The sequence below is a fragment of the Actinacidiphila oryziradicis genome (genome assembly GCF_005047355.1).
Taxonomy (GTDB): Bacteria; Actinomycetota; Actinomycetes; order Streptomycetales; family Streptomycetaceae; genus Actinacidiphila; species Actinacidiphila oryziradicis.
Genome location: NZ_SUMC01000052.1, coordinates 1 through 26,498, shown reverse-complemented (window position 1 = coordinate 26,498; position 26,498 = coordinate 1). Strand labels below are relative to the sequence as shown.

The window sequence follows — 26,498 nt, the reverse complement described above, 5'->3', positions numbered from 1 at the left end:
CCCGAACTGGTGTACATATTCCGCATGTACACATCCAGAACGCGACGCGGTTTAGCAGCGGCAGCCCTCGTCCTCGCCACCAGTGCCGCAGGCCTCGGCATCGCCGCCCCCGCACACGCCTCGACGGCGGCACCGGCCCTCACCGCCACCCCGGCGGCCACCGCCCCCACGTACGCCACCTGGCTCCAGGATGTCGCGGCCGTCACCGACCAGGCGCAGGCCTACGTCACACAGCGCGCCGCCTCCGGCGGGAAGCTCGCGATCGTCCTCGACATCGACAACACCTCGCTGGAGACGTACTACACCGGCGGCTATCCCACCCCCGCCGTCCAGTCCGTCCTCGCCCTCACCAAGGACGCGCACGCCCGCGGCGTCGACATCTTCTTCGTCAGCGCCCGGCCCGAGATCCTCGACCTGACGACCCGCTACAACCTCGAGAACGTCGGCTACTCCGTCGCCGGGCTCTACACCCGGTCCCTCTCGGATCTCTTCACCGACCTCGGCACCTACAAGACGGCCCAACGCGCGAAGATCGAGGCCAGCGGCTACACCATCATCGCCAAGATCGGCAACAGCGCCACCGACCTCGTCGGCGGCCACGCGGAGCGCACTTTCAAACTGCCCGACTACGACGGCCTGCTCGACTGATCCCGGCGGCGCGGGTCAGAGCGCCGCGCGGGTGCCGGTGTCAACCGGCGTGGTGGCGGTCGCGGCGCGGGCGGCGTCGGCGGTGACCTCCTCGGAGGTGAGGGCGTAGCCGGTCGTGGTGTCGGTGGTGGAGCGGGCGAAGACGACACCGTAGACGGCACCGGACTTCGTGAGGAGGGGGCCGCCGGAGTTCCCCGGCCGCACCGTGGAGCGGATCTGGTAGATGTCGCGGGTGACGGCGCCGTCGCCGTAGATGTCCTGGCCGTGGGCTTGGATGCGGCCGGCGACGGTGGCGGCCCGCAGGTCCAGGACGCCGTTCTCGGGGTAGCCGGCGACGACGGAGGCCGCGCCCCGGGCAGCGGGGCCGGCGAAGTTGAGCACGGGGGCGGACAGGCCGGGGACATCGAGGACGGCGACATCCTTGGCCGGGTCGAAGAGGACGACGCGGGCGATGTACTGGGGTCCGGCACCGCCGAGCTGGACGGTGGGTTCGGTGACACCGGCAACGACATGGGCGTTGGTCATGATGTGTCCGGCGGCGTAGACGAAGCCGCTGCCCTCCTGGCCCCGGTGGCCGCCGTTGACGTCGGCGACACCCTCGATCTTGACGGTGGACCGTTTGGCGGCGGCCGTCGCGGCCGCGGTGACGTTGTCACTGGAGGGCGCGGCGACGCCGTTGACCGGCTCGCTCTCGAAGGGGTTGAAGACCTGCGGGAACCCGGCGGCGGTGAGCGCGCCGGTGGCCCGGTTGAACCAGGTGGGCGCCTGCGCCGGCATCGCGCCCTGCACGGCGCCGAGCACCGCGGAACCGCGGATGGCCCGGGAGATCATCGTCGAGGACGACGAGACGAGCACGCACGCCGCCACCCAGGCGACCAGCAGCACCGCGATCGAGTTCACGACGGCCCCGCCGACGCCGTCAGCCCATCGGACCGGGCCCCAGTTGAGGCGCTTGCGCGCCCTGAAGGCAAGCCCGGAGGCGAGCGCGTGCCCGGCGGCGGCCGGGAGCAGCACGGTGAGGATCGCCACGAGGGTGGCGGTCCTGCTTCCGGTCTGGAAGTGGTCGAGCACGTTCGGCAGCGCCCATACGCCGATGACCGCGCCGCCGAGGAATCCGGCGAAGGACACGCAGCCCGCGATCAGTCCGCGGCGGTATCCGGCGGCGGCGTATCCGAGCGCGACGAGGACCAGCAGCAGGTCGAGCAGGTTCACGCGGGACCCTTTCCATTACGTGCCCCCACGCCTCCAGGTACGCACATTAACCTACGATTGGTTCCTTTATGTGATGTACGTCGCACGCGAATGGGCCCGGTGGGGTGGCTCCCTCGCCGGGAAGCCCCACCGGGCCCATTCTCCGCGCCGCACCCCGTCCCCACGAGTCGGCGCGTTCGGGGCCGCGTCCTCCGCTCAAGGCGGCCCCAGCTCAACAGGTCGCATGCGAGGTCACATGCGTCTTCCGCATCACATGTGGACCGCGGGCGCCGCTTCCGGGTCCTGCTGCGGGACACCGCTCCGGTACAGCAGCGCGGCGAGCACAAGGCCGGCGGTGAAGAACCCGGCCGACCACCAGTAGGCGGTGGAGTAGCTGTGTATCAGTGCCTCGGCCTGCACCAGCTTGTTGGTGGGGTCCTTGCCGACCAGGTAGCCGGTGGCGGCACTGGCGGCCAGGGTGTTGATCAGTGCCGTACCGATCGAGCCGCCGATCTGCTGCATGGCGTTGACGGCGGCGGACGCGACACCCGCGTCGTCGGCCGCGACGCCCGCGGTGGCCAGGGACATCGCCGCCGGCATCACCGCGCCGAGGCCGATGCCGATGACGATGAGCGGCGGCAGCACGTTGGCGGCGTATGTGCTGTCCAGCCCGAGAGCGGTCATCCAGACCAGGCCGGCCGCGGCCAGCCCGAAGCCTGCCGGTACGACCGGCCTGGGGCCGAAGCGCGGCACGAGCATGGTCGTGGAGAGCTGCGCGGAAACCATGAGGGCGAGGACCATCGGAAGGAAGGCGAGGCCGGTCTTGACGGGACTGAAGCTGAGAGTGAGCTGCAGATAGTAGGTGAGGAAGAGGAAGACGCCGAACATTCCGACGCTGGCGACCAGCATGGCGAGGTAGGACGCGCCGCGGTTGCGGTCCAGGAGCACACGCAGCGGCAGCAGCGGGTGCGCGGCCTTGGTCTGCCACCAGGTGAAGGCGACCAGCAGCACGGCGCTCGCGGCGAGGAAGCCCCAGGCCATCGGGGAGCCCCAGTTGTAGGTGTTGGCGTTGGAGAAGCCGTAGACGACGCTGAACAGACCGGTCGTGACCAGGATGGTGCCGGGGATGTCGATCCTCGGCCGGTCGGCGGCCTTCTTCTGGCGGTCCAGGAGCAGCAGTCCGCCGATGAAGGCGGGCACGGCGATGACCAGGTTGACGTACAGCGTCCAGCGCCAGTTGAAGTACTCGGTGAGCAGGCCGCCCAGCAGCAGTCCGACTGCGGCGCCGGAGCCGGCGACGGCGCCGTAGATGGCGAAGCCCCTGGCGCGTTCCTTGGCGTCGGTGAAGGTCGTGGTGAGCAGCGAGAGCGCGGCGGGGGCGAGCAGTGCGCCGAAAAGACCCTGCAGGGCGCGGCCCGCGACCAGGACTTCGAAGCTGCCGGCCGCGCCGGCCAGTGCCGAGGCCCCGGCGAAGCCGACGATGCCGATCAGGAAGACGATCTTGCGGCCGAAGAGGTCGGCGATCCGTCCGCCGAGCAGCAGCAGACTGCCGAAGGCGAGGGCGTAGGCGGTGACGATCCACTGCCGGTCGCCATTGGAGAAGCCGAGGGCCTTCTGGGCCGACGGCAGTGCGATGTTCACGATGGTCGCGTCGAGCACGACCATGAGTTGCGCGAGGGCGACGACGGCGAGGATCCACCAACGGCGCGGGTGCCGTTCGTGCTCCTCGACCGGCGCCCCGACAGGGGTGGTCTCAGTGGTCTGGGACATGGGGACGTACTCCAGTCGAGTAGGGCTTCTGCGATACAGAACCGTTTCGTACCCGAGACGTTACGCTGCCTCACATCGAAACGCAAGCGTTTCGATCGCGTTAACCGAACAGTCTTCCTAGAGTGGATGTCATGACGACGACGATCGTGACCGACGTCCCGAACGCCAGGCGCTACGAAGCCAAGGTCGACGGCCACTTGGCCGGCCTCGCCGTGTATCTGCGGACGCCCGACATGGTCGCCTTCATCCACACCGAGGTGGAGCCCGAGTACGAGGGCAAGGGCATCGGCTCCGCCCTCGCCCGCCGCGGTCTGGACGACGCCCGGGCCAGCGGCCGCAAAGTCCTCGCCGCCTGCCCCTTCTTCGCGGGCTGGATCGCCCACCACCCCGACTACCAGGACCTGGAGTACCAACCCCGCAGCCGGGTCGCGGACTGAGCGGAGCCCGAAGGCCCGCGCCAAGGGCCCGCGCGGTGCTGTGCGGCTGCGGCGCCGACGCCGACCAGCCGTACTGCCACCGCGCGGGCCCCCCGGGTGACCGTTCTCAACTTCTTCAGGCGAGACCCGCCGTCAGTGTGATCGTCGTGCCCGAGAGGGCCTGGCTCACCGGGCAGTTCGCCTTGGCATCCTCCGCCGCCTTCACGAAGTCGGCTTCGTCCAGCCCCGGCACCTCGCCCTTGACGGTGAGGTGGATACCGGTGATGCCCTCACCCGGCTGGAAGGTGACCTCGGCCTGCGTGTCGAGGCGGGTCGGCGGGGTGCCGGCCTGGCTGAGACCGTGCGAGAGCGCCATCGAGAAGCAGCTGGAGTGCGCGGCCGCGATCAGCTCCTCCGGGCTGGTCTTCCCGTTCGCCTGCTCGGCTCGCGACGCCCAGGAGACCGGGAACTCGCCAACCCCGGAGGTGGCGAGGGTGACAACACCCTTCCCCTCCAGCAGGTTGCCTTCCCACCCGGTGCGGGCGATGCGCGTGGTGGCCATATGGGTTCCTCCTGTGTACAGCTGTTCCAAAAGCGATAACGGATCTCCAGTCTCCATCAGAGGCCACCGTGATGCGACCGAACCGGACGCTCCGAACTGGGTGGCGCGCAATGGCAGATGGCCCGCGCCGCCCGGCCAGGGCCCAGGGCCTGTCCGGGGGCGTCCCGGGCGGCGCAGTGTTCACGGTGCGTCTGCCGGCGGCCTGACCGTCCCGCCCGGACGGTAGAGCGCACGTTCGGGGTGCCGGGGGCGCGGGGGGTGTCTACGGTGGGAGTTTCGGATCGTCATTTCATGAGGAGCCACGTATGACCACCGCCACCGCCCCGAAGGCCCTGCCCGATACGTATGACGTGATCGTCATCGGCGCCGGACCGACCGGGGAGAATCTCGCGGACCGGACGCGGGCAGCCGGGCTGACCACGGCGGTGGTGGAGAGCGAGCTGGTGGGCGGCGAGTGCTCGTACTGGGCGTGCATGCCCAGCAAAGCGCTGCTGCGGCCGGTGGCGGCGCTGGCGGACGCGCGGGCGGTGGCGGGATCGCGGGAGGCGGTCACCGGAAAGCTGGACGCGGCGGCGGTGCTGGCGCGGCGGGACGAGTTCGCGTCGCACTGGAAGGACGCCGGGCAGGTGAGTTGGCTGGAGTCGGTGGGGGTCGATCTCGTACGCGGGCAGGGGCGGCTGGACGGGCCGCGGCGGGTGGTGGTGGAGACGCCGGACGGCGGGCGGCGGACGCTGACCGCCCGGCACGCGGTGGCGGTGTGCACGGGGACCCGGGCGATGCTGCCCGAGCTGCCGGGGATCGCGGACGCGCATCCGTGGACGAGCCGGGAGGCGACGAGTTCCCCGACGGTGCCGGGGCGGCTGACCGTGGTCGGCGGCGGGGTGGTGGGGGTCGAGATGGCGACGGCGTGGGCCGCGCTCGGTTCGACAGTTACCCTGCTGGTCCGGGGCTCGGGGCTGCTGCCCCGGATGGAGCCGTTCGCCGGGGAGCTGGTCGCGGAGGGGCTGACCGCGGCCGGGGTCTCGGTCCGCACCGGCGTGTCCGTCACGGAGCTGCGGCGGGCCGCGGAGTCGGAGCCGGTCACCGCGGTGCTGTCGGACGGCGGCCGGCTGGAGTCCGATGAGATCCTCTTCGCCACCGGCCGCGCACCGCGCACCGACGACCTCGGCCTGGACACGGTCGGCCTCTCCCCCGGCGGCTGGCTGGACGTCGACGACACCCTGCGGGTGCGCGGCATCGACGGCGAGTGGCTCTACGCCGCCGGGGATGTGAACCACCGGTCGCTCCTCACCCACCAGGGCAAGTACCAGGCCCGGATCGCGGGCGCCGCGATCGGCGCCCGCGCCGAGGGCCGCGCCCTGGACACCGCCCCCTGGGGCGCGCACGCCGCGACCGCCGACACCGCCGCCGTACCGCAGGTCGTCTTCACCGACCCGGAGGCCTGCGCGGTCGGCCCGACCGCGCAGGAGGCGGAGCGCGCGGGCCGCCGCGTCCGGGCGGTCGACTACGACCTGGGGCAGGTCGCGGGCGCTTCCCTGTACGCCGACGGCTACCGGGGCCGCGCCCGCATCGTCGTCGACCTCGACCGCGGGCACCTGATCGGCGCGACTTTCGTCGGCCGGGGCACCGCCGAGCTGCTGCACTCGGCGACGATCGCGGTGGCGGGCGAGGTGCCGCTGGAGCGGCTCTGGCACGCGGTGCCGTCGTATCCGACGATCAGTGAGATCTGGCTGCGGCTGCTGGAGACGTACCGGGGCTGACGGCAGGGCAGCCGGCGCGGTGCCGTCGATCCGGCGTCACCGACCGTCCACAGGACCGTCACCATGCCTTAACCACAGGTCATTGACACCTGGGTAACAGGCGCCGCCCTTAGTGTCCGGTGCATGACAGATTCACCGAAGCACAAAGCCAGCTCCCCGGTCAGCCGCCGCCGCGTGGTCATCGGCGGCAGCACCACCGCGGCCGCTGCCGGGCTGGGGCTCGCCGGTCTCGCCTCGGCCGCGACCACTGACAGCACCACAGCGGATGCCTCTGCCACCACTTCCGCCACCGCCACCGCCACCTCCAGCACCGGCGTCTGCTCGCTGACCTCCGAGGTCACCGAGGGCCCGTACTCGCTGGCCGGCGCCCTGGTCCGCCGCGACATCCGCGAGGGCAAGGAAGGCGTCGAGGTCAAGTACACCTTCTGCGTCGTCGACGAGGCGAACGGCTGCGCGCCGCTGGCCGACGCCCTGGTGGAGCTGTGGCACTGTGACGCGCTCGGCGAGTACTCCGGCTTCGTGGACCTCGTCGTGGCGGAGCAGGAGACCGGCCTCGTACGCGTCCTGCTCGGCAACGGCGACGGGACCTTCACCACCGGCACCACCGCCGCCGTCCCCACCCCGCACGGCGTCGTCGTCGCCGACTTCAACGGCGACGGCTCACCGGATGTCGCCACCGCCAGCGTCGGCAGCGGCGGCGTCAGCGTCCTGCTCGGCGACGGCACCGGCGGCCTCGCCACCGCGGTCGGCTACGCGGGCGCCGGCCGCCTCTACTCCATCGCCGCCGGGGACTTCAACGGGGACGGCACCCTCGACCTCGCCGCCGTCAGCAACGGCTCCGACACCCTGGACGTCCTGCTCGGCAACGGCGACGGCACCTTCGGCGCCGCGACCGCCTACCCCACCCCGGCCCTGCCGGTCGCCGTGAGCGCCGCCGACCTGGACGGCGACGGAAACGCCGACATCCTGGTGTCCTCCCTCAACGGCAACTCCGTCACGCTCTTCCAGGGCGCGGCCGGCGGCACCGTCTCACAGCTCACCGAACTGACCGCCACCGGCGCCTACGACGCCGCCGCCACCGACCTCAACGGCGACGGTACGAAGGACATCGCCGTGGCGAACAGCAGCGCCAACCGGGTGGACATCTTCACCGCGTCCGCCGGATAGAAGTCGGTTCGGCCGCCAGTCGTCCATGGCGACCCCGGCGGCCCCTGCCAGTGTGCCCGGGGCCGCCATGGACGACTGGCGTTAGCGGAGGCTTTCCCCCGGCTTTCCCCGTCCGCCGCAGGAAGTTCGCGATGGCCTGACCACACTGGCCCCCGCATCCGCTCCGCCCGGGCGACCCAGGAGACTGGCTTCTCATGACCGACATCAACCGCCGAAGGTTCATACAGCTGGCCGGTGGCACAGCCGCCGCGTCCGCACTCTCGACCAGCATCGCCCGCGCGGCGGGAATTCCGGCGAATCGCCGTACCGGCACCCTGCGGGACGTGGAGCACATCGTCGTCCTGATGCAGGAGAATCGTTCTTTCGACCACTACTTCGGCACGCTGCGCGGCGTCCGCGGATTCGGTGATCCGCGGCCCGTGGTCCTCCCCAGCGGCAAGCCCGTCTGGCACCAGTCCGACGGCACGAAGGACGTCCTGCCGTTCCACCCGGACGCGAGCGATCTCGGCCTGCAGTTCCTCCAGGACCTCGACCACAGCTGGAACGGCAGCCATGCCGCCTGGAACCAGGGCAAGTACGACAAGTGGGTACCGGCCAAGACCGCCACGACGATGGCCTACCTCACCCGCGAGGACATCCCGTTCCACTACGCGCTGGCCGACACGTTCACGGTCTGCGACGCTTACCACTGCTCGCTGATCGGCCCCACCGACCCGAACCGCTACTACATGTGGACGGGTTACGTCGGCAACGACGGCACCGGCGGCGGCCCCGTCATCTCCAACGCCGAGGCCGGCTACTCCTGGACGACCTACCCCGAGCGGCTGGAGAAGGCCGGAGTCTCCTGGAAGATCTACCAGGACATCGGCGACGGCCTCGACGGGCCCGGCGGCTGGGGCTGGATCCAGGACGCCTACCGGGGCAACTACGGCGACAACTCGCTGCTGTACTTCAACCAGTACCGCGACGCCAAGCCGGGCGACCCGCTCTACGACAGGGCCCGCACCGGCACCGACGCCAAGAACGGCGACGGCTTCTTCGACATCCTCAAGTCCGACGTCAAGGCCGGCAAGCTCCCCGAGGTGTCCTGGATCGTCGCACCCGAGGCCTTCACCGAGCACCCCAACTGGCCCGTCAACTACGGCGCCTGGTACATCGCCCAGGTCCTGGACGCGCTGACCGCCGACCCCGAGGTGTGGAGCAAGACGGCCCTCTTCATCACCTACGACGAGAACGACGGCTTCTTCGACCACGTCGTGCCGCCGTACCCGCCCTCCTCCGCGGCGCAGGGCAAGTCGACCGCCGACCTCACAGGCGAGCTCTTCAGCCCTTCGGGCTCCGACCAGAGTGCCGCCGGTCCCTACGGCCTCGGACAGCGCGTCCCGATGCTCGTGGTCTCCCCCTGGAGCAAGGGCGGCCGGGTCTGCTCCCAGGTGTTCGACCACACCTCCATCATCCAGTTCATCGAGCGCCGCTTCCAGGTCCACGAGCCGAACATCTCGCCCTGGCGCCGGACGGTCGCCGGTGACCTCACCACGGCGTTCGACTTCACCCACGCCAGCTCCACCGTGCCCGCCCTCCCGGACACCAGCGGCTACACCCCGCCCGACCGGAACCGGCACCCCGACTACGTGCCCACTCCCCCGGCCAACCCCGCCCTCCCCAAGCAGGAATCCGGGCTGCGCCCCGCCCTGCCGCTCCCGTACGACCTCGCCGCCGACGGCCGTGCCACCGCCGCCGACAGCCGCCTCGGCATCGACTTCGCCAACCACGGCAAGGCCGGTGCCAACTTCTACGTAACCTCAACGACCAACCCGGACGGCCCCTGGACCTACACCGTCGAGGCCGGGCGGCAGTTGGCCGACAGCTGGAGCATCGCCTCCGGCAGCCACAGCGCCTACGACTTCTCGGTGCACGGCCCCAACGGCTTCCTCCGGCAGTTCAAGGGCCTCCCCGGCAGCGCCGGCCCCGAGATAACCGCACGCCACAACGGCGACAACGGACAGGTCCGGCTGATCCTCACCAACAAGGGCGCCACCGCCGTCCGGCTCACCATCACGGACGCCTACGGCAAGTCGCACCCGGCCGCCTATCATCTCCGGCCCGGCGCCCGCGCCGTCCACACCGCCAACCCGGCGCGCAGCCACGGCTGGTACGACCTGTCGGTCGTCTCCGACCAGGACGGCACTTTCCTCCGCCGTCTCGCGGGCCACGTCGAAACCGGCCGCCCCAGCATGAGCGACCCGGCGATCGGCACATCCTGAGCCGACGATCGGCGGGATCGCCTCATCGGTGATCCCGCCACGTCGGCGCGAGAGCTCATTCGGACCCGTCAGGGGACGACGGTGACCGGGCAGTGGCCGCGCCGTACGGTGCGCACGGCGTTGGATCCGAACAGACGGCGACCGAATCCCTGGCTGGCTCCGACAAAGATGCCGTCGGCGCGGTGTTCTGCCGCGATGTCAATGAGGGTGGAGACGGGATCGCCTGGGAGGCACATGAACCGGGTTTTGACTTGGTAGTCGGTGGCCAGGGCCTGGATCGCGGGTTTGAGTTCGGCCGCCAGCCCGGAGTTCGCTTCGTACCCGCCAACCATCGTTGTGTCCTGCGCGGCCGGGTGGGTCATGGCGAAGACGGCGATCACGGTGCAGTGTTGTCGGCGGCCCAGTCCGAAGGCGTAGTACAGCGCCCGCCAGGAGGTGTCCGAGCCATTCACGCCCACGACGAAGACTGACGGCTCGTCATAGCCGAACTCGAAGGCCTTGCTATTCATGTTCGGCTCAGCTCACGGCACGATTCGGTCGTTCAGGGCGGCGTCATTGCGGGTGCGGTCTTCGGTCAATGCCTCTTCGGCGAGGACGGCCTCCTCAGGGAGCCCGGGTATGTCCCGCGCGGCCTGTTCGGCGTCGACACGTTCATGGGAGGGCCCCGGCTGGGCCTCCTCGGCGTCAGCCTCGTCCAAGGCTCGGTGCACGGTGCTGAGCACTACGGCGCCGGCCGCGAGGGTGACCGCACCGAGGATGAACGGGACGTGGGTGTTGTAGCGCTCGACCAGCTTGCCCGCCACGTAAGGGGCGAGGCCGCCGCCGATGAACCGGACAAACCCGTAGGTGGCCGAGGCGACGGGCCGTGGCACCGGCGCGATGATCATGACCGCGGTGGTGACCAGGGTGTTGTTGACGCCGATGAAGATGCCGGAGACGATCGTCGCCCCGATGACGACCGAGCGGTGGTCGGGAAAGATGCCGATCACCAGCGAATCGACCGCCATCAGCACCAGGTTCGCGTACAGCGTGCGGGGCGTGCCGAAGCGGGCCTTGAGCGCGGGGGCGCCGAAGACGGCGAAGAGCGCGACCAGTACACCCCAGGCGCAGAACACGCCACCGAGCTTGAGCGGTGACAGATTCATCAGGAACGGGGCGTAGCCGAGGATGGTGAAGAAGGCCCAGTTGTACAGCAGGCCGGTGACGCTGGTGGTGGCCAGGCTGCGGTGCCGCAGCGCCTTGAGGGGTTCGGTGATCGAAGAGCGCTGCTCAGGCTTCGGGGTCGCGGGGACCAGGGCCGCGGTAGCGACCAGCGCGATCAGCATGAGGACGGCCACGCCGAAGAACGGTCCGCGCCAGCTCACATTGCCCAGCAGCCCGCCCAGCAGAGGCCCGCAGGCAATCCCTATGCCGAGTGCTGTTTCGTAGAGCACGATCGCGCCGCCGAAGCCGCCGCTGGCCGAGCCGACGATCACCGCCAACGACGTCGCGATGAACAACGCGTTCCCCAGACCCCAGCCGGCCCGGAATCCGACGATCTCCCCGATGCTGCCACTGGTGCCGGCGATCGTGGAGAAGACCACTATCAGGACCAGGCCGGTGAGCAGCGTGCGCTTGGCCCCAAGCAGGCTGGAGACCCAGCCGGTGACAAGCATCGCGACCGCGGTGACCACCAGATAGCTGGTGAACAGCAACTCCACCTGGCTCGGGCTGGCCTTCAGCTTGCTGGCCAGCGACGGCAGGATCGGATCGACGAGCCCGATGCCCATGAAGGAGATCACGCAGGCGAAGGCGACCGCCCAGACCGCCTTCGGCTGACGGAACGGGCTCGGCGTATCCGCATGCCCCGGATGAGCGCTGTGGGTATGACTCATGAGCCACCGCCCCTGCGGGCAGTGGCGCGGCAGTGCCGCAGAGATCCGATACGCCTCACAGTTCCTCCTCTGCCATCGGGCGCGCACTGAGTGCGTTCAACCTGTCGATCGATGCGCACAGCGCTCGCTGATGCCCCTACCGTATTGACTGTTTATATAGACCGTCAATGCACTATAGATGTAACCACCAACCGCTGGTCCGGCGACCGGCGGCCGGCCAAGTACATAGAAGATCCATATAGACGCGGCTATGCTCCATATATGAGCAGTCAGCCCGCCTCGCCGCGAAGGATCCAACGCCCCGACAGCGCGACCGACTCCGCCTCGGCGGTCTATGAGCTGCTCGGCTCGATGCTGCGACGAGTACCGCGTGACATGAGCCTGACCTCGCTCTCGACCCTGTCCACCCTGGACCGCACCGGCCCCCGGCGGATCACCGACCTGGCCGCGATCGAAGGCGTCACCCAACCGTCAGTGACCGCACTCGTCACCGCTCTGGAACGCAGCGGCCTCGTCGAACGACAAAGCGACCCCACCGACAAGCGCGTCGCGCTCGTCGCACTCACCCCCGACGGCCTGGACTACCTTCAGAACCGGCGGCGAGCAGGGGCTGAAGCATTCGCGCAGCTGATCGGCAAGCTCCCCGCCGACGAAGCCGCCGCGCTGGCCGCCGCGATCCCGGCACTGCAACGCCTCCGCGACCTCGACAACGAAGAACGCGACCCAGGCGGCCGAGCGCCCGGCGGACGACGAACACCCGAATAGACCCGCCCGCGCCACCTCGGTCTCCACACGCCGTCCGGCGAATCGAGGGCCTGCCTGCCCAGCGACGACAAACTCGGGCGGACGGTGATGCCGATCTTCGCGTCCGATCCCCTGCTCTCAACCACCGGCCGCGGCCGATCCTGCCTGATCGGGCGCCAATCACATTCCATGGCATTGCCATGCGATAGCATCGCATCATGACTGCCGCGAAGAAGCCGATCTCCGTCACCCTTGACCCCGACCTGCTGTCCGAGGTGCAGTCGCTCGTGGAACGGGGAGGTGCCGCATCGGTCTCGGCAATAATCAACGAAACCCTGCGCAGCCGCATGGAGCGCGAGAAGGCAGCCGAGCGGGCGCGGGCTTACGTGGTGGAGAACATCCTCGGCGGTGAGGACTTCACCGAAGCGGAGTGGGAAGAGGCCGCAGGCATGATCGCGGCAACCAAAGCGAGGGCCGCCGCCCGTCGAGGAGCCGCCGCGTGAGCGTCGGAATCATCTTCGACCACCATGCCCTCGCCGCAGTCGGAGCAGGGCACCGAGCTCTCTCCGGCTACGTCGTCCACGCACACCAGGACCCGCTCTTCGTCATCGTCGTCCCCGCCGTATGCCTGGCCGAGGCGGCGAGGCAGCGCCCTGCCGTCTCCACCCATGTCGCGCAACTGGCAGCGATGGAGGTGCAGGCGCTCGACCAAATCGGAGCGGACACGGCGGGCCGGATCGCCCAAACCCTGTGGCCCCCGGAAGGCTGGCCGGTACTCCATGCGGTGACAGCGTCGCTCGCAACGGGATGGGAAATCGCCACCACCAGGCCTGAGGCGTACAAGGGCTTCGGTGTCCCGCTGCTACCGGTAACGGCGTGACCGAGGGGCTCGTAGGCCGTACGCGACCGCCTCGCCCCGGAATCCGGGCGTCAGCATGCGCCGAGCCGGATGCCCGCGACGACCGTCGGCCTTCCGGGCCGGGGGAACCGGGCGGGTCGGGGTCGCCCTTGCCTGGGTGATCACTCACCCGTACAACAGTGCTATGACCGATCCCTTTCCCCCGCCCCCGGACGGCCGCCTCGGCCGGGCCCGCGAGGCCGCGGCCGCTGCAGGGCTCGACGCCCTGCTGATCTCGCCGGGCGCCGACCTGCGCTATCTGACCGGCTACGACGCGCTCCCACTGGAACGGCTCACCTGCCTGGTTGTGCCTGCCGAAGGGGAGCCCTTCCTGCTCGTACCCGCCCTGGAACAGCCCGCCGCCCAGGCGTCCCCGGCCGGCGGTCTGGGCCTTGAGATCACCGGCTGGAGCGAGACCGAGGACCCCTACGCCGTCGTCGCCGCCCGGCTGCCCTCCTCGCTCGCCCGCGTCGGCGTCGACAACCACATGTGGGCCGAGAAGTCGCTCACCTTCCGCGACGCTCTGCCGGGCGCCCGGCAGGAGCTCGCCGGAAGCGTGCTGAATGAGCTGCGGATCCGCAAGACCCCGCAGGAGATCCAGGCTCTGCGGCTGGCCGGGGCGGCCATCGACCGGGTGCACTCGCGCATGGGCGAATGGCTGCGGGCCGGACGCACCGAGCGCGAGGTCGGACGCGACATCGCCGACGCGATGATCGCGGAGGGTCATGTCCGCGCCGACTTCGTGATCGTCGGCTCCGGGCCCAACAGCGCCAGCCCGCACCACGAGCTGTCCGACCGGGTGATCCGCCCCGGCGACCCCGTCGTCGTCGACATCGGCGGCACCACCCGGGACGGCTACTGCTCCGACTCCACCCGCGTCTACACCCTGGGCACGCCGCCGGAGGAGTTCAGCCGTCTGCACAAGGTGCTGCTGGGCGCCCAGATCGCCCAGACCGATGCCGTGCGGCCCGGCATCACCGCCTCGGACCTGGACGCCATCGGCCGGGACATCATCAGCGACGCCGGCTACGGCCCGTACTTCATCCACCGCACCGGCCACGGAATCGGCCTGGAAACCCACGAGGAGCCGTACATCGTCGCCGGATCCAGCCTGCCCCTGGAGCCGGGCATGGCCTTCTCCGTCGAGCCGGGCATCTATCTCCCCGGCCGGTACGGGGCCCGGATCGAGGACATCGTGATCTGTACCGAGGACGGCGGTGAGCGGCTCAACCGCACCTCCCGCGGACTGGCCGCACTCCCCCTCCTCCCCTGACGCGCCTGACGTCCCTCACGCCCCCCGCACCCATGAACAAGGACTCAGTCATGCCCACTTCACCGTCCAGCAGCGCCGCATCCGTACCCAAGGGCGCCCGTCCGGGGGGCGCTCCCGCCGACCTCGCGGCCGTCTGGGCGGTGATCACCGGCATGTACCAGGCCTACCCGACAGGCGATCGTGAGCGCATCGACTTCTTCCTGGACCCCGAGTCCACCATCTGGGACTCCGCGACCCCCGCACTGCTGCAGGGGAAGGCCGAACTGGACCACGTCCGCGACAACCGTCCCACCGCCGACGGGGGCCGCCGGGAATCCGGGCTGACGCCGTACGGCCACATCATCGACGTCTTCGGCGCCCTGGCCGTGGCCCGGTACTGGCTGAGGGTCGATTACCACGCCCTCCCGCCGGAGCTGGTGCGCAACACGGCCGTCCTGCGGCGCGGCGGCGACGGATGGCTCATCGTGCATCTGCACGAAGACGTCCAGGGCGCGGCCTGACACCCCGTCCGGGTGAAGGTGCTCCTCTTCCGGGTAGGACAGAGGAGACTCACACCACGTCAGCCGCCTCCAGTGCAAGCACCGCGGAGTCCGGAGGCCGGCGTCCTACCCGCGGAGGAGCACGACACCGATGAACCGTAGATCCTTCGTCACCCCGGACTCCTCATCCGTCACCGCTGACGCACCACCGGCCACCCTGCGGGCCTGGTGGGAATTCACCCGCCCCCACACCATCATCGGCACCTCGCTCGCCGTATGCGTCCTGTATCTCCTCGCGGCCCACAGCGCGGGACGTCAGAGCTGGCCGGTCCTGGCTACCGCGCTCTTCGCGAGCCTGGCCGTCAACCTCTACATCGTCGGTCTCAACCAGCTCACCGATATCGAGATCGACCAGATCAACAAGCCCTACCTGCCGCTCGCGGCGGGCAGCATGCGCTACCGCACCGCGGTCCTGATCGTGACCGTCTCCGGCACCCTGGCACTCGTCGCATCCGCCCTGCAGGGTCCCTATCTGTTCGCGACGATCGCCACGATCTTCGTCATCGGAACCTGCTATTCGCTGCCGCCCGTCCGCCTGAAGCGGTTCCCCTCCTACGCGGCCTCCTCGATCATCATCGCCCGCGCGATCGTGGGCAACATCGGGATCCAGCTCACCTTCTCCGCGGCCCTGACGGGCCACCCGCGGCTACCGGGCTCCCTCGTCCTCTTCGTCCTGTTCATGATCGGTTTCGTTGTCGTCATCGCGCTTATGAAGGACATCCCCGACGTCGCCGGCGACCGCACGAACGACATCTCGACCATCGCGATCAGGCTCGGCCCTGCCAGGACCCTCACCCTGTGCCGGATCATCCTGACCCTGTGCTATCTGGGGGCGCCGGCAGCGGTGTGGCTCGGTGTGGGGGGCGTGAACCCCGCCGTCTTCACCGCGTGCCATGCGGCGGCCCTGCTGGCACTGTGGATCGTGGGCGTCCGTGTGGACGGCACTGACCAGCGGGCGGTGAAGCGCTATTACATGCTGATCTGGAAGCTGTTCTACCTGGAGTTCGCGGCGTTCCTGGCGGCATGTCTGGTCAGCTGATCCCGAACCTGGCGCACAGCTCTACCGGCACCAGAACTCCTCGGCAAGCCCGGGGGCCGCCGACGGCGCCCAACGCATCACCACGCTGACCGTGCCGGGCGCCCCGGCCCTGTGGCCCCCGCGCCGCCCAGCGGCAGCAGCACGGAACCGCGCAGATGTATGGCAGGTGGTACCCTACGTTCATGATAAAGACGACTGTGTACCTTCCGGAAGAGCTCGAGCTGCGCTTGGACGCCGAGTCTTCCGCCACAGGCGTCAGCAAAGCTGAACTCATACGGCGGGGCATCGCGATGCTGCTCGAAAATTCGGCGCGGCCCAAGCAGAGCCACCAGTTGCCCGTCTTCAACAGCGGGCGCGCGCTCACCGCCGAGGCAATGGACGACATGCTGTACGAGCACATCAAAGAGCGCGCGGCCCGCCGTTGATCATCGTTGCCGACACTTCCGCCCTCTACGCCGCCTTCGACGCCGCACAGCATGTTCACCGCGATGCCGCAGAGATCATCGAGCGAGAAATCCTCGCGATCTCCCCACTGGTCCTCACCGAGTTGGACCACCTGGTGCACAGAGATCTCGGCTTCCCGGCAGCGATGCAAGTCATGGAAGCGCTGAACTCTCGCATGGCAGACGGCCAGTACAAACTGGCAGAGCTGAAACCCGCAGACCTCGTCGTGGCTCACGACGTGCGCAGGAAGTACGAAGGATTGCGGCTGGACCTGGCGGACGCAGTCGGCGTAGTCCTCGCAGACAGGTACAAGACCAACCGCATCTTCACCCTTGACCAGCGCGACTACCGCGCGATCATCCCCCTGACCCCTGGGCTCACCGCGTTTCGCATCCTGCCGACCGACCGCTGACCCGACGCCGCCCAAGGAGGCGACGCGTGATCCGGGACCGGCAGAGCGCACGGTCAGTCCTTGACGGAGCCGGTGGCTAGTCCGCCCTGCCAGTAGCGCTGCAGAAGGAGGAAGGCCGCGATCAGCGGGAGGATCGAGACGAGTGATCCGGTGAGGACGATCGAGAAGAGGGCCTGTGCGCCGCCAAGGCCGCTCGCCTGGGCCTGCCACTGGGCGAGCCCGATGGTCACGGGGTACAGCTTCGGGTCGTTGAGCATGATCAGTGGCAGGAAGTAATTGTTCCAGCTGCCCACGAGCTGGAAGAGCAGGACAGTGACGAATCCCGGCATCATCAGACGGAACCCCACCTGCCGGAAGGTGCGGAACGCGCCGGCTCCGTCCATCCGTGCGGCGTCGATGAGGCTGTCCGGTACCGCGCCGTCGGCGTACACCCGCATCAGGTAGATGCCGAAGGGACTCAGCAGCATCGGGATGATGACCGCGAAGGGAGTGTTGACCAGGCCGATCTTGCTGAACAGCAGATACGTCGGAATGGTCAGCACGGTGCTGGGCACCATGATCGAGCCCAGCACGATGGAGAAGAGCAGATTGCGGCCCGGGAAGCGGAACTTGGCGAAGGCGTAGCCGCCCAGCGCCGCCAGCAGGGCCGACCCGACCGAGCTGACCCCGGCGTAGAGCGCGGTGTTGAGGAGCCACCGGCCGTAGATGCCACCGTCGTAGGTGAATACGTCGTGGAGGTTGCCGAAGAGGTGGAAGCCGCCGCCGAACCACAGCCCGAACGTCGAGAACAGTGAGCCGTTGTCCTTGGTGGCGGAGACGAAGAGCCAGAACAGCGGCAGCAGGAAGTACACCAGGCACGCCAGCATCACCAGGGTGAGCAGATTGCTGCGGCGGGGGGTCGCAGCCGGGGTGGGAGCGGGAGTGGTTTTGCTGGTCATGACCGGCGGGCCTTCCGTTGGGACGCGAGTTGAACGACGTAGGAGACGACGACGATCACCGCGCCGAGCAGGAAGGAGACGGCCGAGGAGTAGTTCACTTCCTGGTTGGTGAAGACGAGCGTGTAGGCGTACATGTTCGGGGTGTACGAGGTGCTGATGGCCTGCGGCGCGATCGCGGACAGCAGCTTGGGCTCGTTGAAGAGCTGGAAGGTGCCGATCACCGAGAAGATCACGCTGAGCATCAGCGCCGGCCGGATCGCGGGGATCTTGATGTACCAGGCGACGCGCAGGGCGCCGGCGCCGTCCATGGCCGCCGCCTCGTACAGCGTGGGCGAGACCGACTGGAGGGCGGCGAACATGATGATCATGTTGTAGCCGATGAACTCCCAGGTCACGATGTTGGCGAGGGAGGCGAGAATCCAGTGCGGGGTGAGGAATCCGGGGGCGCCCAAGCCGACATCCCTGGCCAGTTGGGCGAACGGGCCGAAGTCCGGGCCGTACAGGTAGCCCCACATGAGCGCGGCGATGACGCTGGGGATCGCGTACGGCACGAAGATGCCGAGCCGGATGAGACGCGGGAAGCGCAGCCGGCCGCTGTCCAGGGCGAGGGCGAAGAGCAGCGCGGCGACCAGCATGACGGGCACCTGGATGACCAGGAAGCGCGCCATCCGCAGCACGCCCTCCCGGAACAGCGGATCGTCCAGCGCCTGTCGGTAGTTGCCCAGGCCGGCGAAGACGTTACCGCCGACCAGTTGCGACCGGAACAGGCTGAGGTAGCCGGCGTAGCCCAGGGGGACCACGAGCAGCAGGGCGAACAGGATCATGAAGGGGCCGACGAACGCGTACGCGGTCAGCGCCTCTCGGGTGGAGCGCCGCCACGGGCGGCGGGGCGCGCGGATGGCCGGCGGCTGGCCGGGATGTACGGCCGCCGACGGTGGGATGGTCTGGCTCATGTCGTACCTTCCCCCTGCCCCCGCGGACACCGGAGGCGGTGTCCGCGGGGGCACGGTGTGCTCCGGTCAGCTGCCACCGACGGTGAAGCCCTGTTGCTTGGCGTATGTGGTGACCGAGTCCTGCCACTGGGTGAGTGCGGTGGTGAGATCAGCCTTGCTGGTCATCGCCTTGCCGACGGTGTCGTTGAAGTCGCTGAAGACGTAGTCCTGGACGGGGCTCCAGGTGAAGTCCGTCTTGACCGTCTTGGAGATGTCGGAGAAGACCTGGTTCACCTTCTGTCCGCCGAAGAAGGGCAGCGACTGGTCCAGGAACGTCTTGTCGTCGAGCAGCGCCGTCGTGGCGGGGAAGAGGGACTGCTTGGAGGCCAGCATCTTCGCCGACGTGGGGTCGCTGTTCAGGAACTCGGCGAACGCCGCCGCCGCGGCCGGGTACTTGCTGCTGCGCACGACCGCGCTCGTGGAGCCGCCGGTGTTGCCCGATACGGACTCCCCCGCGCTCCACTGGGGAAGCGGGGCGACGCGCCACTTGCCGGAGGTGCCCTTCGCGGTCCCCTGGAGGAACATCGGGCCCCAGGCGGCGGTGAGCCACGTCGCGTACTTACCGCCGGCCAGGCCGCGATACCACTGGTCGGTGAAGTCGGCGTCGGTCGAGACCGTCCCCGACTTCACCAGGCCGCTCCAGTAGTCGCTCACCTTCTTGGCGGGCGCGTCGGCGATGTTCACGTTGAAGCTCGTCGCCGAGTTGGTCTTGAACGGCCGTGATCCCGCCTGCCAGAGCAGACCGCTGAAGACCGCGCCGTTGCTCGGAGACATGTTGGTCAGGTAGGCCGCCGGGTCGGCCTTGTGGAGCTTGTCGGCCGCGGTCTGGAACTCCGCCCAGGTCGTGGGGACCTTGATGTGGTGCTTGTCGAAGATGTCCTTGCGGTACAGCATTCCCATCGGGCCGGTGTCCTGCGGGATGGCGTAGACGGAGGAGCCCTGCGCGACCTGGCCCCAGACCCATGGCTGGAACTTGCTCTTGATCGTATTGGCTCCGTACGGGGCCAGGTCGAGCAGGCTCTTGGTGATGGTGAAGGAGGAGACCTCGTGGGCTTCGAGCTGGACGACGTCGGGGGCCCCGCTGCCGGCCTTGAGGGCGGTACGGAGTTTGGGGTACTCGGCGGTGGGCTGGCCGGCGTTGACCACCTTGACCTTGATGTTGGGGTACTTCTTCTCGAAGAGCGCGACCTCGGACTGGATGCCGTCCACCCAGCTCCAGAACTCGATGGTGGCCGGCTTCTTCAGCTCGGCGGCCATGTCGACGGTCTTTGTGGTGCCGCCGGCCCCGGCCCCGGACGACGAGCCGCCGGAGCAGGCGGCGGTCAGCGTGAGCAGGGCGAGCCCGCCGGCGACCGCGGTGAGCAGGCGCGAACGCCTTCCCGTTATGGGAGACCTCATCGTCTCTCCTCCTATATTTTTGTGTTCTGGGCGTTCTAGGCGTTCTGGGTGTTTCGCTCGATGAGCACCCGGACATCCCACGGTCCGAGCGAAAACTCCGTTCCGGCGTCGAGCGTTTCGCCGGACAGCAGATCCATGACGGGCACGGGCAGGCGCAGTGGCGCCGTCTCCCACGACCAGTTGCTGACGAACCGCAGCCGGCGTCCGTCGGCCGTGCGGGCCCCGGTCACAGTCACCGAGCCGGGTCTGTCGCCCCACGGGTCGTCGGGCAGGGTCGTCTCCGCCACCCAGCGGGCCAGTCCCCGCGCCATGGCCGGGTCGGGCAGGGTGCCGAGATAGGTGACGCGGCCGGCTCCGTGCTCGTTCGTGACGACGGCGGGCCAGCGCCCCACGTGCGGGTGCTCGTACCAGGCCAGCGGCGTGGCGGTGTCCGGCACGAGGGCGTCCGCCCAGGCCGTCGCGCGCCCGTCCAGTCCTGTGACGGGCACCGGCTCGGCGAGGTTGGTGTACTCCAGGTAGTGCGCCCCGACGGCCTCCCGCAGGACTCCGGGCATGACCCGGGGGCGCGGCCTGGCGTCTTCGTCCGCGTACCCGGAGCGGAACGTGAGGAGGAGGTGGCCGCCGTGGTGCGCGTACTGCTCCAGCAAGCTCAGGAGTTCGTCGCCCGCCACGTACAGGGCGGGCACCACCAGCACCGGCCAGCGGGCGGCGAGCGCCGCGGGGTCCGTCCCCAGCTGCCGCGGGTTCAGTACGGCGGCCTGGAGGCCGGCGTCGAACAGGCCCTGGTGGAGGGTGGCGACGACGCGGTCGTAGGCCCCGCGGTCCGGATCCCCGCCGGCTCCCGCCGCGATGGGCGGCTGGAACTCCAGCGCCCACTTGCTCTCCAGCGAGTACAGGATCGCGACGTCGGCCTCCGGTTCCAGGCCGGCCAGTACATCCCCGGCCTGCTGGAGCTCGCCACCGGTGCGAGCCAGCTCCTCGTAGCAGCGGCCCGGTTCCAGGTTGTGCCCGAGGACTCCGCCCCAGTGGGTCTCCAGGCCGAAGTGCAGGGTGTGCCAGTGCCAGTACTCGACCGCCGCCGCGCCGCGGGCCACCATCGCCCATACGGCCTGGCGCCACTGGCCGTCGTAGGCCGGGTAGTTGACGTGCGACTCGCCGATGGACTGGGCGTGCGTCTCGGTGACGAGGAAGGGCTCACGGCGTATCCCGTAGGAGAGATCGGACTTGAGGTACAGCGCCCAGGCTCCGGACCAGGGCAGCCACCAGGGGCGGCCCGCCCTCGGCGGCTCCGCGGGGGCCGGGTGCCGCAGCCCGTCCTGCATCGGGAAGTAGAGGTTGGTGGCGGCGACGTCCAGCCGCTGTCCCAGCGCCCCTTCGTCGAGGGCCTTCCTGCCCATGTCGATGCAGGTCGTGACGAACTGCCCGGGGTCGGCGAGTTCGCGCACGATGTCGGCCTGCCAGCCGATGAAGTCGGTGGTCAGCTGTGCCTGGTAGCGGCGCCACGCCAGGTCGTAGGACGGGGTGGTGTTGCCGTCCGGTGTCCACAGCTGCGACCAGTCGGCGATGCGATGGGACCAGTAGGTCAGCCCCCAGCGGTCGTTGAGGGTCTCGACGTCGCCGTAGGTCGTACGCAGATGGTCCACGAAGCCCTGGAACACGGCGGGGTTGTGCAGCAGTTCGATGCCGGGTTCGTTGTCGACCTGCCAGCCGATGACCGCCGGATGTCCGGCGTAGCGCGCGACGATCTTCCTGACGACCCGTTCAGCGAGATGCCGGAAGGCCGGGTGGGTGAAGTCCGCGTCCTGCCGGCCGCCGTAGGGGATGGCTTGTCCGGGGGCCCGTTGCGCCGCCGTCTCCGGGTACTTGCGGCGCAGCCACGGCGGGACGGCGTAGGTCGGCGTTCCGATGATGACCGAGATGTCCCTGGCGTGGGCCTCGTCGAGGACCGGCTGGAGCCAGTCGAGGGCGAACCGGCCGTCTTCGGGCTCCCAGGTCGACCACACGGACTCGCCGACCCGGATCACCGAGAATCCGGCCTGTGCCATCAGGTCGAGATCGGTGGTGAGGCGTTCGTAGGGCTGGTACTCGGCGTAGTAGGCGGCTCCGAAGAGGATCCGGCCGGGAAAGTTGGTAACGTTAACATTCTTGGACTGCGAGTGCGGCTGCCGCGACGTGCTCATGCGATCGGTTCCCCCATGTCAGTGCCGGGCCGCCAGGCCCGTGCTGCTGCGTACGACCAGTTCGGGCTCGACCACGGTCAGCCCGTCCCGCTCCGCCGTGCCCTCTATCTGTTCCACCAGCAGGTCGAGGGCGAGCCGTCCCGCCTCGTCGAAGTCCTGGCGCACCGTCGTCAGCGGCGGCCAGAAGTACGCGGCCTCCGGGATGTCGTCAAAGCCGACCAGGCTCACATCGCCGGGCACGTCCAGGCCTGCCTCGCGCAGCGCGAGGAGCACGCCGAGGGCCATCTGGTCGTTGGCGGCGAAGACCGCGGTGACGTTCCCCCGCCGGATGAGCCGCCGGCCCTGCTCGTAGCCCGACCGTGCCGTCCAGTCCCCGCGCAGCGGGGGCGGCGCCTTCCGTCCGGCCTCGGTGAGCGTCGTGCGCCAGGCCGCTTCGCGGGCCTGCGCCGACGGCCAGTCCACCGGACCGGCGACGTGCCAGACGGTCTGGTGGCCGAGGGACAGCAGGTGCTCCGTGGCCTGCCGGGCCCCGGCGTACTGGGCGATGCCGACCACCGGGGCGGACTCCTGCTCGATGTCCACGTCCACCACGACCACGGGCGTCCCCTTGGTCAGATGCCGCAGGGCTTCCGCCGCCCAGTCGTGCGGAGCGGCGAGGATGACGCCGGCGAGCGACTCCGACATCAGATTGCGCATCACCTCTTCGCCGGAGTTCTGGCCGGTGGACTCCAGCGTGGTGACCCGCACGGTGTAGCCGGCGTCGCGGGCCGCCTGCTCGATGCTGAACAGGGTGGTCGCGGGGCCGTACAGCCTGGTGTCGAAGCCGACCACGCCGAGCACGCGTGACCTGCCGGTCACCAGCGCCCGTGCCGCGCTGTTGGGCCGGTAGCCCAGCTCCGTCACCGCCGCGAGGACCCGGGCCCGGGTGCTGGCCTTGACTCCGTGGTGCTCGTTGAGCACCCGCGAGACGGTCATCACCGAGACCTGCGCCAGCCGCGCCACGTCGCCGAGGACCGCAGGGCGCCCGGCCCTGTCAGTGGACGACGTCATAGGGCATCACAGAGCATCACTTGGAGATCGTTCCCTTTGTTTCTGGGGTGTTGCGGTGGACGTTAACGTTAACAAGACACCGGTTCAAGACCCTTGCACGGGGAAATTCCCGCGGGACCTCCCGGCTGACGTCGCTCACGGCCTCCGCGAGCGACAGCGCGCTCCCGCCGCGAGGGCGTCCTGGTGGGCCTGGGCATCGCGGTGATGCTCCTGATGGCGACGGCCTGGTTCGCGGCGTCGCCTGCCAGTCAGGTGGTGGCCGGGTCGCCGTAGTCGATGGGGCCGCCCAACAGGTCGCTCGCCGACCGGTGAATCTTCGCCAGCGCGCTCAAGAGGTGCTCACGTTCGGTCTCGGTGAGGTCCGCGGTGACCTTCTCCTCCATCAACCGCCGGTCCGCCTCGACCGGCCCCTGCAGTGCGCGTCCCGCGTCGGTGAGCCAGAGCCGGACGAGGCGGTGGTCCCGGTCGTCACGGCGCCGGGTGAGCAGCCCGGCCGTGGTCATCCGGTCGGCCATCTTGACGACGGTGGGCGTCGTGACGTTCGCCGCGGCGGCGACCTCGCCGGGCGTACTGCCGTCGCGTTCCCACAGCACCGCGAGCAGATGGTTCTGCCCGAGGTGCAGTCCATGGCGCCGCATTGCGCCGTCAGCCAGGGCTCGGAGCACCTTCGACGTTCTGCTGTGCAGGTCCAGGAACTCGGGCATCACGGCCTCCGGCGGTGTGCGGAACCGGCCGATCAGGCCGCAGGCAAGTCGATTGACGGCTAATCATTTACCGGCTAACGTCCCTCCGGAACTCATTAGACGGCAAACGACTTAAGGAGTCCTGATGATACTGGTCACCGGAGCCACCGGGAACATCGGCCGCGAACTCGCCCGCGAACTCGACGCGAAGGGCGCCAAGTTACGCGTCCTCGTCCGCGACCCCGCCCGCGCCGCCGGACTGCCCGACCGCGCCGAACGCTCCGTCGGCGACCTGGGCGAGCCCGCGACACTGACGCCCGCCTTCGGCGGCGTCGACAAGCTGTTCCTGCTCACGCAGGGCATCGGCACCGACTTCACCATCCACGCCGTCGCCGCCGCTCAGGCCGCCGGGGTGAGCCACATCGTGCACCTGTCCTCTTCCCACGTCCTCCTCGACCCGATCCCCGCCATGGGCCGCTGGCACCACGAGCGCGAGGAGATCATCCGCGCCTCCGGCATACCCGCCACGTTCCTGCGGCCCGGCGGCTTCATGACCAACGCCCTCGACTGGCTGCCCACCATCCGCGAAGGAGGTTATGTCCTCGACCCGGTCGGCCCGGGCCGCTACGCACCGATCGACCCCGCGGACATCGCCGCGGTCGCCACCCTCGCCCTGACGGAGGACGGCCACCAGGGCAAGGAGTACGCCCTCACCGGCGACGAGATGTTCACCATCGCCGAACAGGTCCGGATCATCGCCGAGTCGATCGGCCGCGACATCGAGGTCCGCGAAGCGGCCACCCCGGCCGAGGCAGTCCGGTCCCGCTTCCCCCACGGGGCGCCCCGGGCGCTCGCCGATGCCATCACGGAGGGCTTCACGCTCATGCGCGCCGACACCGTCGGGTTCCGGACCGACACCGTGGAGCGGCTACTCGGGCGCAGGCCGCAGACTTTCGCGGACTGGTGCGCGCGCAATGCCAACGTGTTCCGGCGGCCTGCCACCGCCTGACCGGGCAGCCGACGGCACCTGCTCGCGCTTCAGAGCGCCGGAAAGTTCCCGCCCTTGACGGCGTCCACGAAGGCGCTCCAGGACGGGGCGGAGACGGCGAGGGCGGGACCTTCTGGGCCCTTACTGTCGCGTATGGGGACCATGCCGGACGGGGCGAGGGTGCGGCTGAACTCGACGCAGTTACCGTCGTTGCCGCCGCTGTGGCTGGACTTGACCCACTTCACTGGCGCGAGATCAGGGGCGGTTTCCATGGGTGTACTCCTCCATCAACTTGCGAATCAGCACCAGCGAGTCGTTCGGCGACAGCGCGGCGGCCCGCAGTCGATCATAGGTCTCCGCCGCCTCTGCCACAGCTGCCGTCGACTCGTCCACTCGTCCAGCATTCAGGGCTTCCGAGTAGACAATCGACGATGCTTCACCGATTGCAAGCACGACGAACGGCTGATCTGTCGCGACAGCGCCCGCGCTGAAGGGGATCACCTGAATCACAACGTGCGGTGACTGCGCCACCTCAAGGAGGTGAGCGAGCTGTTCCCGCATGTCTGCGGGGCCGCCCACCACCGTATGTAGGCAGGCCTCGTGAAGGATCTCCCGCAGCAGCGGAGGGTTCTCGCGCCCCATGACTTGGCGTCGCCGGAAGCGCCTTGCGATGCGGCTGCGGGTGGTCTCCTCGTCTTCGTGCGGATTGGCGGCGCGGAAGACGGAACGGGCATACGCCTCGGTCTGCAACATTCCCATGATCAGGCTAGTTGAGTAGTCGCAGATCTGTGTCGCCTCGCGCTCGGCTTTCAGATACGGCACGAACCATGCCGGGTAGCCGAGCCGGACCGCCCGTTCCCTCAGCCGTTCGAACCGACCCGGCGTACCGCAGACCCTGTCCAGACTTGCGGCGAACTCCTCGCTGCCCAGCCGTCCGCCGTTCTCGACCATGGCGACGTACGACCGCCCGTAGTTCGTGGCCGAGCCCAGCTTCTGCTGTGTCAGCCCAGCCCGAACCCGCCACGGAACCTGTCAACGTGATCAAGGCAGGTAGATGGTTCTATCCCTGTGCCGGGATTGTTTGCTCGTCCGGTCGGGGTTGGTCGGGCTTGTTGATCCAGGCGGCCCCGGGGAGCTTGGGTGGCTCGGGGGCCTTGCGGACGAAGCGTTCGGGATGCTTGGCGTAGACGGCGTCCAGGACGTCGGCGCGCATCTCGCGGAGCTGTTCGGCGAGGCCGAAATGCACGTCGAACGGGGTGTGCATCGCT

27 protein-coding genes and 2 pseudogenes are annotated in these 26,498 nt (G+C 69.3%); 14 read left to right on the top strand and 15 right to left on the bottom strand.

What is annotated here, in order from left to right; genetic code table 11:
• Nucleotides 1–24 precede the first annotated feature (24 nt).
• Nucleotides 25–648, top strand: a complete 624-nt coding sequence (locus FCI23_RS35895; RefSeq protein ID WP_136728365.1) for an HAD family acid phosphatase — start codon at nt 25–27, stop codon at nt 646–648.
• Between the two features lie 15 nt (nt 649–663).
• Here FCI23_RS35895 and FCI23_RS35890 read toward each other — a convergent pair whose 3' ends face one another.
• Together FCI23_RS35890 and FCI23_RS35885 are read right to left on the bottom strand one after the other, a co-directional pair.
• On the bottom strand, nt 664–1,860 hold the full coding sequence (locus tag FCI23_RS35890; protein WP_136728364.1) for a MarP family serine protease: 1,197 nt from the start codon (nt 1,858–1,860) through the stop codon (nt 664–666).
• Between the two features lie 249 nt (nt 1,861–2,109).
• On the bottom strand, nt 2,110–3,609 hold the full coding sequence (locus tag FCI23_RS35885) for an MFS transporter (RefSeq protein ID WP_136728363.1): 1,500 nt from the start codon (nt 3,607–3,609) through the stop codon (nt 2,110–2,112).
• A 131-nt stretch (nt 3,610–3,740) separates the two neighbouring features.
• Here FCI23_RS35885 and FCI23_RS35880 point away from each other — a divergent pair, with 131 nt between their 5' ends.
• Nucleotides 3,741–4,046, top strand: coding sequence for a GNAT family N-acetyltransferase (locus FCI23_RS35880; protein WP_136728362.1), 306 nt, complete (start codon nt 3,741–3,743; stop codon nt 4,044–4,046).
• Between the two features lie 115 nt (nt 4,047–4,161).
• On the opposite strand, the gene FCI23_RS35875 is transcribed toward FCI23_RS35880, so the two are convergent.
• Nucleotides 4,162–4,587: an OsmC family protein gene (locus tag FCI23_RS35875; protein ID WP_136728361.1), complete on the bottom strand. Its 426-nt coding sequence runs from the start codon at nt 4,585–4,587 to the stop codon at nt 4,162–4,164.
• Nucleotides 4,588–4,892: 305 nt separating this feature from the next.
• Here FCI23_RS35875 and FCI23_RS35870 point away from each other — a divergent pair, with 305 nt between their 5' ends.
• The 3 genes from FCI23_RS35870 to FCI23_RS35860 all read left to right on the top strand — a co-directional run bounded on the left by FCI23_RS35870 (nt 4,893) and on the right by FCI23_RS35860 (nt 9,778).
• Complete coding sequence (locus tag FCI23_RS35870; protein WP_211265587.1) at nt 4,893–6,347, top strand: dihydrolipoyl dehydrogenase family protein; 1,455 nt, start codon at nt 4,893–4,895, stop codon at nt 6,345–6,347.
• Between the two features lie 123 nt (nt 6,348–6,470).
• Nucleotides 6,471–7,514 (top strand): FG-GAP-like repeat-containing protein, encoded by a 1,044-nt coding sequence (locus tag FCI23_RS35865; protein WP_136728360.1) that lies wholly within the window; start codon nt 6,471–6,473, stop codon nt 7,512–7,514.
• Nucleotides 7,515–7,708: 194 nt separating this feature from the next.
• Nucleotides 7,709–9,778, top strand: a complete 2,070-nt coding sequence (locus FCI23_RS35860) for a phosphocholine-specific phospholipase C (protein WP_136728359.1) — start codon at nt 7,709–7,711, stop codon at nt 9,776–9,778.
• A 68-nt stretch (nt 9,779–9,846) separates the two neighbouring features.
• On the opposite strand, the gene FCI23_RS35855 is transcribed toward FCI23_RS35860, so the two are convergent.
• On the bottom strand, nt 9,847–10,287 hold the full coding sequence (locus FCI23_RS35855; protein ID WP_136728358.1) for a universal stress protein: 441 nt from the start codon (nt 10,285–10,287) through the stop codon (nt 9,847–9,849).
• 12 nt (nt 10,288–10,299) lie between these two features.
• Complete coding sequence (locus FCI23_RS35850) at nt 10,300–11,652, bottom strand: MFS transporter (protein ID WP_136728357.1); 1,353 nt, start codon at nt 11,650–11,652, stop codon at nt 10,300–10,302.
• Nucleotides 11,653–11,913: 261 nt separating this feature from the next.
• Between FCI23_RS35850 and FCI23_RS35845 the strand changes: the two genes are divergently transcribed.
• The 8 genes from FCI23_RS35845 to FCI23_RS35810 all read left to right on the top strand — a co-directional run bounded on the left by FCI23_RS35845 (nt 11,914) and on the right by FCI23_RS35810 (nt 17,001).
• On the top strand, nt 11,914–12,417 hold the full coding sequence (locus tag FCI23_RS35845) for a MarR family winged helix-turn-helix transcriptional regulator (RefSeq protein ID WP_246144385.1): 504 nt from the start codon (nt 11,914–11,916) through the stop codon (nt 12,415–12,417).
• Between the two features lie 197 nt (nt 12,418–12,614).
• Nucleotides 12,615–12,899: a ribbon-helix-helix domain-containing protein gene (locus tag FCI23_RS35840; protein ID WP_136728356.1), complete on the top strand. Its 285-nt coding sequence runs from the start codon at nt 12,615–12,617 to the stop codon at nt 12,897–12,899.
• On the top strand, nt 12,896–13,276 hold the full coding sequence (locus FCI23_RS35835) for a PIN domain-containing protein (RefSeq protein ID WP_136728355.1): 381 nt from the start codon (nt 12,896–12,898) through the stop codon (nt 13,274–13,276). The genes FCI23_RS35840 and FCI23_RS35835 overlap by 4 nt, the downstream gene beginning before the upstream one ends.
• 163 nt (nt 13,277–13,439) lie before the next feature.
• A complete protein-coding gene (locus tag FCI23_RS35830) occupies nt 13,440–14,567 on the top strand; it encodes a M24 family metallopeptidase (RefSeq protein WP_136728354.1) in 1,128 nt (375 codons plus the stop codon).
• 50 nt (nt 14,568–14,617) lie between these two features.
• The gene (locus tag FCI23_RS35825; protein WP_136728353.1) at nt 14,618–15,067 is read left to right on the top strand and encodes a nuclear transport factor 2 family protein; all 450 of its coding nucleotides are present in this window, start codon (nt 14,618–14,620) and stop codon (nt 15,065–15,067) included.
• A 130-nt stretch (nt 15,068–15,197) separates the two neighbouring features.
• Nucleotides 15,198–16,145 carry a homogentisate phytyltransferase gene (locus tag FCI23_RS35820; RefSeq protein ID WP_136728352.1) on the top strand — a complete coding sequence of 316 codons (948 nt, stop codon included), beginning with the start codon at nt 15,198–15,200 and terminating at the stop codon, nt 16,143–16,145.
• Nucleotides 16,146–16,327: 182 nt separating this feature from the next.
• A complete protein-coding gene (locus FCI23_RS35815; RefSeq protein ID WP_136728351.1) occupies nt 16,328–16,570 on the top strand; it encodes a ribbon-helix-helix domain-containing protein in 243 nt (80 codons plus the stop codon).
• On the top strand, nt 16,567–17,001 hold the full coding sequence (locus FCI23_RS35810; RefSeq protein WP_136728350.1) for a PIN domain-containing protein: 435 nt from the start codon (nt 16,567–16,569) through the stop codon (nt 16,999–17,001). The genes FCI23_RS35815 and FCI23_RS35810 overlap by 4 nt, the downstream gene beginning before the upstream one ends.
• A 53-nt stretch (nt 17,002–17,054) precedes the next feature.
• Here the strand turns inward: FCI23_RS35810 and FCI23_RS35805 are convergent, their stop codons facing one another.
• The 6 genes from FCI23_RS35805 to FCI23_RS35780 all read right to left on the bottom strand — a co-directional run bounded on the left by FCI23_RS35805 (nt 17,055) and on the right by FCI23_RS35780 (nt 24,263).
• Nucleotides 17,055–17,939, bottom strand: coding sequence for a carbohydrate ABC transporter permease (locus FCI23_RS35805; RefSeq protein WP_136728349.1), 885 nt, complete (start codon nt 17,937–17,939; stop codon nt 17,055–17,057).
• The gene (locus FCI23_RS35800) at nt 17,936–18,892 is read right to left on the bottom strand and encodes a carbohydrate ABC transporter permease (protein WP_136728348.1); all 957 of its coding nucleotides are present in this window, start codon (nt 18,890–18,892) and stop codon (nt 17,936–17,938) included. The genes FCI23_RS35805 and FCI23_RS35800 overlap by 4 nt, the downstream gene beginning before the upstream one ends.
• A gap of 66 nt (nt 18,893–18,958) precedes the next feature.
• Nucleotides 18,959–20,329 (bottom strand): ABC transporter substrate-binding protein, encoded by a 1,371-nt coding sequence (locus FCI23_RS35795; protein WP_136728347.1) that lies wholly within the window; start codon nt 20,327–20,329, stop codon nt 18,959–18,961.
• Between the two features lie 35 nt (nt 20,330–20,364).
• The gene (locus tag FCI23_RS35790) at nt 20,365–22,509 is read right to left on the bottom strand and encodes a beta-galactosidase (RefSeq protein WP_136728346.1); all 2,145 of its coding nucleotides are present in this window, start codon (nt 22,507–22,509) and stop codon (nt 20,365–20,367) included.
• Nucleotides 22,510–22,527: 18 nt separating this feature from the next.
• Nucleotides 22,528–23,559: a LacI family DNA-binding transcriptional regulator gene (locus FCI23_RS35785; protein WP_136728345.1), complete on the bottom strand. Its 1,032-nt coding sequence runs from the start codon at nt 23,557–23,559 to the stop codon at nt 22,528–22,530.
• Nucleotides 23,560–23,807: 248 nt separating this feature from the next.
• Nucleotides 23,808–24,263: a MarR family winged helix-turn-helix transcriptional regulator gene (locus FCI23_RS35780; RefSeq protein ID WP_136728344.1), complete on the bottom strand. Its 456-nt coding sequence runs from the start codon at nt 24,261–24,263 to the stop codon at nt 23,808–23,810.
• A 124-nt stretch (nt 24,264–24,387) separates the two neighbouring features.
• Here FCI23_RS35780 and FCI23_RS35775 point away from each other — a divergent pair, with 124 nt between their 5' ends.
• Nucleotides 24,388–25,251: an NAD(P)H-binding protein gene (locus tag FCI23_RS35775; protein ID WP_136728343.1), complete on the top strand. Its 864-nt coding sequence runs from the start codon at nt 24,388–24,390 to the stop codon at nt 25,249–25,251.
• A 29-nt stretch (nt 25,252–25,280) separates the two neighbouring features.
• Here FCI23_RS35775 and FCI23_RS35770 read toward each other — a convergent pair whose 3' ends face one another.
• From FCI23_RS35770 to FCI23_RS35760, 4 genes and pseudogenes are all read right to left on the bottom strand, one after another.
• A complete protein-coding gene (locus FCI23_RS35770) occupies nt 25,281–25,502 on the bottom strand; it encodes a DUF397 domain-containing protein (protein ID WP_136728342.1) in 222 nt (73 codons plus the stop codon).
• The gene (locus FCI23_RS35765) at nt 25,486–26,052 is read right to left on the bottom strand and encodes a DUF5753 domain-containing protein (protein WP_265737791.1); all 567 of its coding nucleotides are present in this window, start codon (nt 26,050–26,052) and stop codon (nt 25,486–25,488) included. Before FCI23_RS35765 ends, FCI23_RS35770 begins: the two co-directional genes overlap by 17 nt.
• A gap of 66 nt (nt 26,053–26,118) precedes the next feature.
• Nucleotides 26,119–26,241, bottom strand: a pseudogene (locus FCI23_RS62565) (helix-turn-helix domain-containing protein); the annotation flags it as partial.
• A gap of 49 nt (nt 26,242–26,290) precedes the next feature.
• Nucleotides 26,291–26,498 (bottom strand): annotated as a pseudogene (locus tag FCI23_RS35760) (hypothetical protein); the annotation flags it as partial.

Bases quoted from the DNA above. Each gene is read 5' to 3' on its own strand.
- FCI23_RS35895 (WP_136728365.1), top strand. From the start codon at position 25: ATGTACACATCCAGAACGCGACGCGGTTTAGCAGCGGCAGCCCTCGTC.
- FCI23_RS35885 (WP_136728363.1), bottom strand. From the start codon at position 3,609: ATGTCCCAGACCACTGAGACCACCCCTGTCGGGGCGCCGGTCGAGGAG.
- FCI23_RS35880 (WP_136728362.1), top strand. From the start codon at position 3,741: ATGACGACGACGATCGTGACCGACGTCCCGAACGCCAGGCGCTACGAA.
- FCI23_RS35875 (WP_136728361.1), bottom strand. From the start codon at position 4,587: ATGGCCACCACGCGCATCGCCCGCACCGGGTGGGAAGGCAACCTGCTG.
- FCI23_RS35870 (WP_211265587.1), top strand. From the start codon at position 4,893: ATGACCACCGCCACCGCCCCGAAGGCCCTGCCCGATACGTATGACGTG.
- FCI23_RS35865 (WP_136728360.1), top strand. From the start codon at position 6,471: ATGACAGATTCACCGAAGCACAAAGCCAGCTCCCCGGTCAGCCGCCGC.
- FCI23_RS35860 (WP_136728359.1), top strand. From the start codon at position 7,709: ATGACCGACATCAACCGCCGAAGGTTCATACAGCTGGCCGGTGGCACA.
- FCI23_RS35855 (WP_136728358.1), bottom strand. From the start codon at position 10,287: ATGAATAGCAAGGCCTTCGAGTTCGGCTATGACGAGCCGTCAGTCTTC.
- FCI23_RS35850 (WP_136728357.1), bottom strand. From the start codon at position 11,652: ATGAGTCATACCCACAGCGCTCATCCGGGGCATGCGGATACGCCGAGC.
- FCI23_RS35845 (WP_246144385.1), top strand. From the start codon at position 11,914: ATGAGCAGTCAGCCCGCCTCGCCGCGAAGGATCCAACGCCCCGACAGC.
- FCI23_RS35840 (WP_136728356.1), top strand. From the start codon at position 12,615: ATGACTGCCGCGAAGAAGCCGATCTCCGTCACCCTTGACCCCGACCTG.
- FCI23_RS35830 (WP_136728354.1), top strand. From the start codon at position 13,440: ATGACCGATCCCTTTCCCCCGCCCCCGGACGGCCGCCTCGGCCGGGCC.
- FCI23_RS35825 (WP_136728353.1), top strand. From the start codon at position 14,618: ATGCCCACTTCACCGTCCAGCAGCGCCGCATCCGTACCCAAGGGCGCC.
- FCI23_RS35820 (WP_136728352.1), top strand. From the start codon at position 15,198: ATGAACCGTAGATCCTTCGTCACCCCGGACTCCTCATCCGTCACCGCT.
- FCI23_RS35815 (WP_136728351.1), top strand. From the start codon at position 16,328: ATGATAAAGACGACTGTGTACCTTCCGGAAGAGCTCGAGCTGCGCTTG.
- FCI23_RS35805 (WP_136728349.1), bottom strand. From the start codon at position 17,939: ATGACCAGCAAAACCACTCCCGCTCCCACCCCGGCTGCGACCCCCCGC.
- FCI23_RS35800 (WP_136728348.1), bottom strand. From the start codon at position 18,892: ATGAGCCAGACCATCCCACCGTCGGCGGCCGTACATCCCGGCCAGCCG.
- FCI23_RS35795 (WP_136728347.1), bottom strand. From the start codon at position 20,329: ATGAGGTCTCCCATAACGGGAAGGCGTTCGCGCCTGCTCACCGCGGTC.
- FCI23_RS35790 (WP_136728346.1), bottom strand. From the start codon at position 22,509: ATGAGCACGTCGCGGCAGCCGCACTCGCAGTCCAAGAATGTTAACGTT.
- FCI23_RS35785 (WP_136728345.1), bottom strand. From the start codon at position 23,559: ATGACGTCGTCCACTGACAGGGCCGGGCGCCCTGCGGTCCTCGGCGAC.
- FCI23_RS35780 (WP_136728344.1), bottom strand. From the start codon at position 24,263: ATGCCCGAGTTCCTGGACCTGCACAGCAGAACGTCGAAGGTGCTCCGA.
- FCI23_RS35775 (WP_136728343.1), top strand. From the start codon at position 24,388: ATGATACTGGTCACCGGAGCCACCGGGAACATCGGCCGCGAACTCGCC.
- FCI23_RS35770 (WP_136728342.1), bottom strand. From the start codon at position 25,502: ATGGAAACCGCCCCTGATCTCGCGCCAGTGAAGTGGGTCAAGTCCAGC.